Source organism: Herminiimonas sp., from assembly GCF_030645555.1.
Classification (GTDB): Bacteria; Pseudomonadota; Gammaproteobacteria; order Burkholderiales; family Burkholderiaceae_D; genus Oxalicibacterium.
This window is the reverse complement of sequence record NZ_JAUSME010000119.1, coordinates 1-8,454: the sequence shown is the minus strand read 5'-3', so window position 1 is coordinate 8,454 and position 8,454 is coordinate 1. Positions and strand designations below refer to the sequence as shown.

General features: G+C 56.9%; 8 protein-coding genes and 1 tRNA gene. 5 read left to right on the top strand and 4 right to left on the bottom strand.

Annotated elements, in window-relative coordinates:
- The 5 genes from Q7T06_RS04760 to Q7T06_RS04740 form a co-directional block, all read left to right on the top strand.
- A partial coding sequence (locus Q7T06_RS04760; protein ID WP_304781061.1) for a cytochrome bc complex cytochrome b subunit occupies positions 1-1,192 on the top strand: 1,192 nt, incomplete at its 5' end.
- Positions 1,193-1,214: 22 nt separating this feature from the next.
- Positions 1,215-1,979, top strand: a complete 765-nt coding sequence (locus tag Q7T06_RS04755; protein WP_304781058.1) for a cytochrome c1 — start codon at positions 1,215-1,217, stop codon at positions 1,977-1,979.
- Between the two features lie 83 nt (positions 1,980-2,062).
- Entirely contained in the window at positions 2,063-2,674 is a 612-nt protein-coding gene (locus Q7T06_RS04750; RefSeq protein ID WP_304781056.1) for a glutathione S-transferase N-terminal domain-containing protein, read from the top strand.
- Between the two features lie 117 nt (positions 2,675-2,791).
- Positions 2,792-3,304, top strand: coding sequence for a ClpXP protease specificity-enhancing factor (locus tag Q7T06_RS04745; protein WP_304781053.1), 513 nt, complete (start codon positions 2,792-2,794; stop codon positions 3,302-3,304).
- Between the two features lie 28 nt (positions 3,305-3,332).
- Positions 3,333-3,408, top strand: a tRNA-Thr gene (locus Q7T06_RS04740).
- 88 nt (positions 3,409-3,496) lie between these two features.
- Here Q7T06_RS04740 and Q7T06_RS04735 read toward each other — a convergent pair.
- From Q7T06_RS04735 to Q7T06_RS04720, 4 genes are all read right to left on the bottom strand, one after another.
- Complete coding sequence (locus Q7T06_RS04735) at positions 3,497-4,741, bottom strand: DUF4010 domain-containing protein (protein WP_304781050.1); 1,245 nt, start codon at positions 4,739-4,741, stop codon at positions 3,497-3,499.
- A 93-nt stretch (positions 4,742-4,834) separates the two neighbouring features.
- Positions 4,835-5,440: a UbiX family flavin prenyltransferase gene (locus Q7T06_RS04730; protein ID WP_304781047.1), complete on the bottom strand. Its 606-nt coding sequence runs from the start codon at positions 5,438-5,440 to the stop codon at positions 4,835-4,837.
- 1 nt (position 5,441) lies between these two features.
- Positions 5,442-5,756, bottom strand: coding sequence for a Grx4 family monothiol glutaredoxin (gene grxD, locus Q7T06_RS04725; RefSeq protein ID WP_304781045.1), 315 nt, complete (start codon positions 5,754-5,756; stop codon positions 5,442-5,444).
- 58 nt (positions 5,757-5,814) lie between these two features.
- On the bottom strand, positions 5,815-8,163 hold the full coding sequence (locus Q7T06_RS04720) for a Tex family protein (protein WP_304781042.1): 2,349 nt from the start codon (positions 8,161-8,163) through the stop codon (positions 5,815-5,817).
- Positions 8,164-8,454: the final 291 nt, after the last annotated feature.

The window sequence follows — 8,454 nt, the reverse complement described above, 5'->3', positions numbered from 1 at the left end:
GCATTACAAACCGGACGCTACGCTTGCGTTTGCTTCGGTTGAGTACATCATGCGTGACGTATCCTGGGGCTGGCTGGTGCGCTACATGCACTCGACCGGCGCTTCGGCCTTCTTCATCGTCGTCTATATCCACATGTTGCGCGGCCTGCTGTACGGTTCGTACCGCAAGCCACGTGAATTGGTCTGGCTGTTCGGTGTCGGCATCTTCCTGTGCCTGATGGCTGAAGCGTTCTTCGGCTATTTGCTGCCATGGGGCCAGATGTCGTACTGGGGTGCGCAGGTTATTGTTAACCTGTTTGGCGCTATCCCTTTCATTGGTCCTGACCTGTCGCTGTGGATACGTGGCGATTACGTCGTCTCGGACGCAACATTGAACCGTTTCTTTGCTTTCCACGTGGTTGCAATTCCACTGGTATTGATCGGCCTGGTTGTCGCGCACATCATTGCGTTGCACGAAGTGGGCTCGAACAATCCGGACGGTATTGAAATCAAGGAAAAGCTGGATGAAAAAGGCGTTCCGCTCGACGGCATTCCATTCCATCCTTACTACTCGGTGCATGATATTTTCATGGTGACCATTTTCCTTGCAGTGTTCACGAGTGTTGTGTTCTTTGCGCCGGAAATGGGTGGTTACTTCCTCGAGTACAACAACTTCGTTCCAGCTGATCCGCTGAAAACGCCGCCGCACATTGCGCCGGTCTGGTACTTCACGCCTTTCTACTCGATACTGCGTGCGGTTACTTCAGACTTCATGGTCTGGCTGGCAGCGGGTGTGGCTGCATACGTCGCCCTGGTCATACTGAAAACCCGTCTGGCCAGCACGTTCAAAGCTGCTGCTGCGGTGATCGGTCTGGTGGCGATTGCACTGATGTTTATCCTCGACGCGAAATTCTGGGGCGTGGTGTTGATGGGCGTATCGGTCATGATCATGTTTGGTTTGCCATGGTTTGATATCTCGCCGGTCAAGTCGATTCGTTATCGCCCAAGCTGGCATAAATGGGTCTACCTCGTCTTTGGTATTAACTTCGTTGTCCTCGGCTATCTTGGTGTGCAAGCTCCCACTCCGATCGGTACTGCAGTTTCGCAGATTGGTACCTTCATCTACTTCGGTTTCTTCTTGCTGATGCCGTGGTGGAGTGCGATGGGAACATTCAAGCCTGTGCCGGATCGCGTTGTTTTCCATCCGCACTAAGCCGCAAAGGGATAAAAGAATCATGAAATTGCTGAAAAAACTGATTGCTACCCTGGCGCTTTTGCCAGGGCTGGTGCTGGCCTCCGGCGGTGAGTTTCCGCTGGATCATGCGCCTGACCACACCAAGGACCTCGCAGCGTTGCAAAACGGGGCAAGACTTTTTGTGAATTACTGCCTTAGCTGCCACTCTGCATCGGCATTGCGCTACAACAAGCTGCAGGACCTCGGTTTGACCGAAGAACAGATCAAGAACAATCTGCTCTTCACGTCGGACAAGGTCGGCAGCATGATGACGATAGCGATGGCGCCGAAAGATGCGAAAGAATGGTTTGGCGCAGCACCACCGGATCTGTCGGTGATTGCACGTGCCAAGGCTTCGGGCGCAGGCTCGGGACCGGACTGGCTTTACACGTATCTGCGTACTTACTATAAAGACGATACGCGCGCGACCGGCTGGAACAATATGACTTTCCCTAACGTCGGCATGCCGCACGTGTTGTGGGAATTGCAGGGTGAGCGTACAGCCAAGTATGTCGAAGAAAAAGACCCGCATGATGCCAGCAAGGTAGTGCATAAATTTGTCGGTTTCGAGCAAGTGACGCCAGGCAAATTGACCACACTCGAATACGATAAATCAATCGCTGATCTGGTGTCGTTCATGACCTGGATGGCAGAGCCGGCACAAAATACCCGCAAACGCCTCGGCGTCTGGGTATTGATGTTCCTGGGTGTATTCATGGTAATCGCCTGGCGCTTGAACGCTTCCTTCTGGAAAGACGTCAAGTAAATTTTTTGCCCGCAATCTGCGGGCATTTGTTTTGGGGTGAGCCGTACTGCGTCTCACCCTTTTGTTTCTAAGGAACTATAAAAATGATGGTTCTCTATTCGGGCACGACTTGCCCATTTTCCCAACGTTGCCGCCTGGTCCTGTTTGAAAAAGGCATGGACTTCGAAGTGCGCGACGTGGATTTGTTCAACAAGCCGGAAGACATTTCGACGATGAACCCGTACGGCCAGGTGCCTATCCTGGTTGAGCGCGATTTGATCCTGTATGAATCCAACATCATCAATGAATACATCGATGAGCGCTTCCCGCATCCGCAATTGATGCCGGCTGACCCATTGATGCGCGCGCGCGCACGTCTGATGCTGTTCAATTTTGAAAAAGAATTGTTCGTCCACGTGCACGTGCTGGAAAACGACAAGGGCCGCAGCGGCGAAAAAGCGCAGGAAAAAGCGCGCAATGAAATCCGCGACCGCCTGACGACACTGGCACCACTGTTCCTGAAGAACAAGTACATGCTGGGCGATGAATTCTCGATGCTGGATGTCGCCATTGCACCATTGCTGTGGCGTCTGGATCACTACGGCATCGAACTGTCGAAAACTGCTGCACCGCTGATGAAATACGCCGAACGCATCTTTTCGCGTCCGGCCTATATCGAAGCATTGACGCCATCTGAAAAGGTCATGCGCCGCTAAAAAGCTGCGGCATGAACCCCATGTCGTTGAGTGCAGGCTGATTGTTCTATTGCCTTTCATTCAACGACATGAACTGGAATTCATGTCACACTTTTCGCCTGTATGGAAGCGATCATCATGTCTGAAACATCCACCAAACCTTATCTGTTGCGCGCCATTTACGAATGGTGCACCGACAATGGCTACACACCGTATATGGCTGCAGTCGTTGACGGCGGCACGCGGGTGCCGATGGAGTTCGTCAAGAATGGCGAAATCGTGCTCAACATCAGCTTCAGCGCCACCAGCGGCTTGAAGATGGAAAATGACTTGATACGCTTCAGTGCGCGCTTTGGCGGTGTCTCGCGCGATATCTCGGTTCCTGTTGATAACGTGGTCGCCATCTATGCGCGTGAAAACGGGCAGGGCATGGCATTCGAGGCGAGCAGCAAGTCGGCTGATCAACAAACGGCAGATGTGCAGGCGGAAGATTTTTCACCTGCCGATCAAGCGGCTACATTTACCTCAGGACCGGCATTGACTTCAGTGCCGACTGTGCAGAAGAGCGCGCAGGATGCAGGCGATGGTTCGGATGATGCGCCGGAACCACCAAAAAAAGGCGGTCGCCCTACACTTACCCGCATTAAATAGCGTAGAATACGCGCTGCGAAAAAGTTTCGCCGACTTAGCTCATTTGGTAGAGCAGTTGATTTGTAATCATCAGGTGGCCAGTTCGAAACCGGCAGTCGGCACCAGTATCAGTATCAAAGGGTTGCAAGCTCAGGCTTGCAACCCTTTTTTATTTTCTGGAATGGAAGTGCAGAAGATCAGGCTGGTGGTTCTTCAAAGCGGCATGAACCAGTACGTCAGCCAGACTGCCGCCAGCACCGCGACAGAGCCGGCACCGACCCTGACCGCAAAGGCCCAGCCGCCGGAAAAGGCAGCAGCTATCAGTTTGCTGATCACATTGCTGGAAAACCCCAACAGCACCGCCCACAGTATCTGCGCCGGGCTCAGCTGGCCGCTGGCGCCCAGCGACAGTACCGAGGTTGCGGCACTATGGGCATCGGCAAAACCTGCCAGGGTGGCGCCTATGCCGACCGCAGTATGGCCGAAGTAGCTGTTGGCGACAGAGACCGCACCCGTCACGATAGTCAGCAGCAGGGCAAAGCCCAGCGCATACAGCAGGCTGAAGGCATGCCCGCTGGCCGCAGGCACGCCATCAGTCTTGCGATGTGCGAGCACGCTGATGCCGGCAACGATGAGCGAGCATAGCCATCCTGCCAGCAGGGCCGGGGCGAGGGTGGCAAGCGAGGCCGGATGGATGGTTGCTGCCACCAGAAATATCTGCGGTATCGTGGCGACGCTGGAAAACAGCGCACCGGATACGCAGGCATTGAGCAGTTCGGGTTGCTGGCGCGCCTTCACGCCCATCGATGCAATCGTCGCAGTACTGGAAATGAAGCCGGAGGCCAGTCCCGAGAGCGAATAACCAAGCCGCGCACCACCTATGCGCAGCGCAATGTAGCCCGCCGATTGCAGCGCCATCATCAGCACCACCAGGCTCCATATCCGGCGCGGATTGGCGCCGGCCAGCCATGCAATCGAAAGGTTGGGCACCAGCGGCAGTACCACCAGCGCCGCACCCGCCAGCACCAGCGCATCGCGCAGTTCGTTTGCCGACAGTAACTCTATCGAGAAGCGGTGCAAGCTGTTGCGCGCCACCAGCAAGCCGGCCACGATGACGGCGATGCCGGCCGATAGCGCAGGATAGGGAATGGCCGCGACGCCCAGCAGATAGGTGACAAATAGCGCGATTTCCGTGGTGACGCCGGGATCTTGCGAGCGCTCGCGCCAATATGAAATGGCGCTCAGCAGCAGTACCAGCAGCGCGCCCATGAATACCAGCCAGGGTTGCGCGAGCGCCTGCGCCAGTGCCCCGGCCAGTGCGGCCAGCGTGAAGGTGCGCACGCCAGCCAGCTCCCGGTTTGGCTCGCGCGCCTTGCGGCGCTCGCGATCGATGCCGATCAGCAGGCCGCTGCCTAGCGCCACTGCGAAGCCTATCAGCACATTCTCATTGAGATCCATAAGCACCTAGAAACAGTTTCGGCAACAGGCAGGCTGGAGCAAAGTCAGCGCACTGTGCGTGCCCCGTGATGACGCACCTGTTGTCCTGTGAAATCAGGGTTTCAAGCCGTTCCAGCGCGGCGTCATGTCGTGCGAGATATCAAATAAATCCAGTACCCGGCCGACCGTGTGGTCGACCATTTCGGCTATCGATGCCGGCCTGTGATAAAAGCCCGGCAGGGGCGGGAAGATGATGCCGCCCATTTCAGTCACGGCCGTCATGTTGCGCAGATGGGCCAGGTTGAACGGCGTTTCGCGCACCATCAATACCAGGCGGCGGCGTTCTTTCAAGACCACATCGGCGGCGCGCGTGATCAGGTTGTCGGACAGGCCGTGTGCGATCGCGGCCAGCGTCTTCATCGAGCAGGGTGTGACGATCATGCCGTCGGATTGAAACGAGCCGCTGGCGATCGCTGCGCCTACATCGCGCACATTGTGGACGACATCGGCCAGCGCTTCGACATCCTTGCGGCTCATGTCGAGCTCCTGATGCAGGTTCAGCACGCCGGCTTCGGAGATCAGCAGATGTGTTTCCACCTGCTGCGCGCGCAAGGCTTGCAGCAGGCGGGTAGCGTAGACGACGCCGGTTGCGCCAGTGATTGCAATGATCAATCGCTTCCGGCGCGGCGCAGCCAGTGCAGCGTCAGCCGACGCTGTCACTTCAGGCTTTCAGCAATGCTTGCAGTTCGCCGGATTCAAACATCTCGTTCATGATGTCGGAGCCGCCGATGAATTCGCCCTTGACGAACAACTGCGGAACAGTCGGCCATTGCGAGTAATCCTTGATGCCCTGACGGACTTCGGCATCGTCAAGCACGTTGACGGTAACGATATCCTGCACACCGCTTTCCTTGAGCAATGCAATTGCCTTGCCGGAAAAGCCACATTGCGGAAATTGCGCAGTGCCTTTCATGAATAACACGACCGGGTTTTGGGTTACGGTTTCTTTGATCCAGGTTTGTACGTCGTCGCTCATCGCTGCCTCACTGTAGTTAATTGCTGCCATTATAGGAAAAACCGGGCGGTCTTGCTGACTATCCTTTTAGTTTGGCAAAGGCGGCTGCCATCGCGCCACCCGCATCTGCCTGCCGTGTCTGCTGGTTCTGGTGTTGCGACAGGCGTTTGCTGTCATTGCGGTCGCCTTTTTGCTCTGGCTTGCTGCCGGCCACCGGTGCGGCATCGGACAGGCGCATCGTCAGTGCTATGCGTTTGCGCTTTTCATCGATTTCCAGCACTTTCACTTTCACCACTTGCCCCGCCTTGACCACCGTATGCGGATCCTTGACGAAGGTATTCGACAGCGCGGAAATATGCACCAGGCCATCCTGATGCACGCCGATATCGACAAAGGCGCCGAAGGCCGCAACATTGGTGACCACGCCTTCCAGGATCATGTCGGGCCGCAAATCCCGGATCTCTTCGACACCATCCTTGAAGGTCGCGGTGGTGAATTCCGGGCGCGGATCGCGGCCTGGTTTTTCCAGTTCCTTCAGGATGTCGGTGATGGTCGGGATGCCGAACTTGTCATCTGCATATTTGGCCGGATTCAGGGACTTCAGCACTTTTTCATCGCCGATGATGCTTTTGACATCCTTCTTGATGTCGGCGAGGATTTTTTCTACCAGCGGATACGATTCCGGATGGACTGCAGAGGCGTCCAGCGGATTGTCGCCCGACATCACGCGCAAAAAGCCGGCCGCCTGCTCGAAAGTCTTGTCGCCCAGCCGGGGTACTGCGCGCAACGCTTCGCGTGATGTAAAGACGCCTTTGGTATCGCGATAACTGACTATGCTTTGCGCAACGCTGCTGCTCAAGCCGGAGACGCGCGCCAGCAGCGGGGCCGATGCGGTGTTGACGTCGACGCCGACCGCGTTCACGCAATCCTCGACCACTGCATCGAGCGAGCGCGCCAGCTGGGTCTGGCCGACATCGTGCTGATACTGGCCGACGCCGATAGATTTCGGATCGATCTTGACCAGTTCCGCCAATGGATCTTGCAGGCGGCGCGCAATCGAGACCGCACCGCGTATCGACACATCCATGTCCGGCAATTCACGCGAGGCGAATTCGGAAGCTGAATACACCGATGCGCCGGCTTCGGAGACGACGATCTTGGTCAGCTTCAGTTCAGGGCGCAGCTTGATCAAGTCCTGCGCCAGCTTGTCGGTTTCGCGCGATGCAGTGCCGTTGCCGATCGAGATCAGCGCGACTTGATGCTTTTCTGCCAGTTGCGCGAGCACATGCAGCGAGCCATCCCAGTCGTTGCGCGGCTGATGCGGATAGATGGTGGCCGTATCGACCACCTTGCCGGTGGCGTCGACTACCGCCACCTTGACGCCGGTGCGCAAGCCGGGGTCCAGCCCCATCGTCGCGCGCGGGCCGGCAGGTGCGGCCAGCAACAGGGCCTTCAGGTTGAGGGCGAACACATTGATCGCCTCGACTTCGGCTTTTTCGCGCAGCTGGGTCATCAACTCGGTTTCCAGGTGCATGAAGATTTTCACGCGCCAGGTCCAGCGCACCGTGTCGGCCAGCCATTTGTCGGCCGGGCGTCCCTGGTTGCTGATGCCGAAGCGCGCGGCAATGCGGCCCTCGCAGGGATTGAGCGGCGCACCCCATTTCGGCTTTTCTTCTTCAGTATCGAGGCGCAGGTTCACGTTCAGCATTTCTTCGCGGCGGCCGCGGAACATCGCCAGTGCACGGTGCGACGGGATCGTGTCTATGGTTTCCGAGTAATCGAAATAATCGGAGAATTTAGCGCCGGCGTCTTCCTTGCCTTCCACCACTTTCGATTCGACGATCCCGTGTTCGGTCAGATAGATGCGCAAGGCTTGCAGCAGCGTGGCATCTTCGGCAAAGCGTTCCATCAAGATCTGGCGCGCGCCGTCGAGCGCCGCCTTGGTATCGGCCACGCCCGGATTGTCTATGCCATCCACCGTGAAGGCCGGCTTCAGATAGCTGGCGGCCTCTAGTTCCGGGTTCAGCGTCGGATCTGCCAGCAGCGCATCGGCGAGCGGCGTCAAGCCTGCTTCGGCGGCGATTTGCGCCTTGGTGCGGCGCTTCTGCTTGTACGGCAGGTACAAGTCTTCCAGCCGCGTCTTGTCTTCCGCATGCATGATCGCGTCCAGCAAGGCCGGCGTCATCTTCTTTTGTTCTTCTATCGAGGCGACGATGGCGGCGCGCCGGTCTTCCAGTTCGCGCAGGTAGCGCAGGCGTTCTTCCAGCAGGCGCAGCTGGATGTCGTCGAGGCCGCCGGTGGCTTCCTTGCGGTAACGCGAGATGAAAGGCACGGTGGCGCCTTCATCGAGCAGGGCGATGGCGGCGGCAACCTGTATCGGTTTGGCGGCAAGTTCAAGGGCAAGACGTTGTTCTATCGAAGGCAGCATGGGTAATCAGGAATGAGGGAAGCGAGCGCTAGATGATACGCAATCCAGACGATTGCGCCAGTCTTGACAGGCGCGAAAACGCGATGACGAATATTTTCGGTTTTGGTATGGCTGGATTTCGATGCAGATGGGGTACTGGATCACTTGTCATTCCCGTCAAGACGGGAATCCAGAGATGTCTCGCTAAAGTTTGCCGATAGCGAATTCTGTTTTGTCTTCGATGATGCTCGGTTGCCGGGGGTAGCCCGGCGGCTAGTTACCTTTTTTGCTTCGCCAATAAAGGTAACCCAA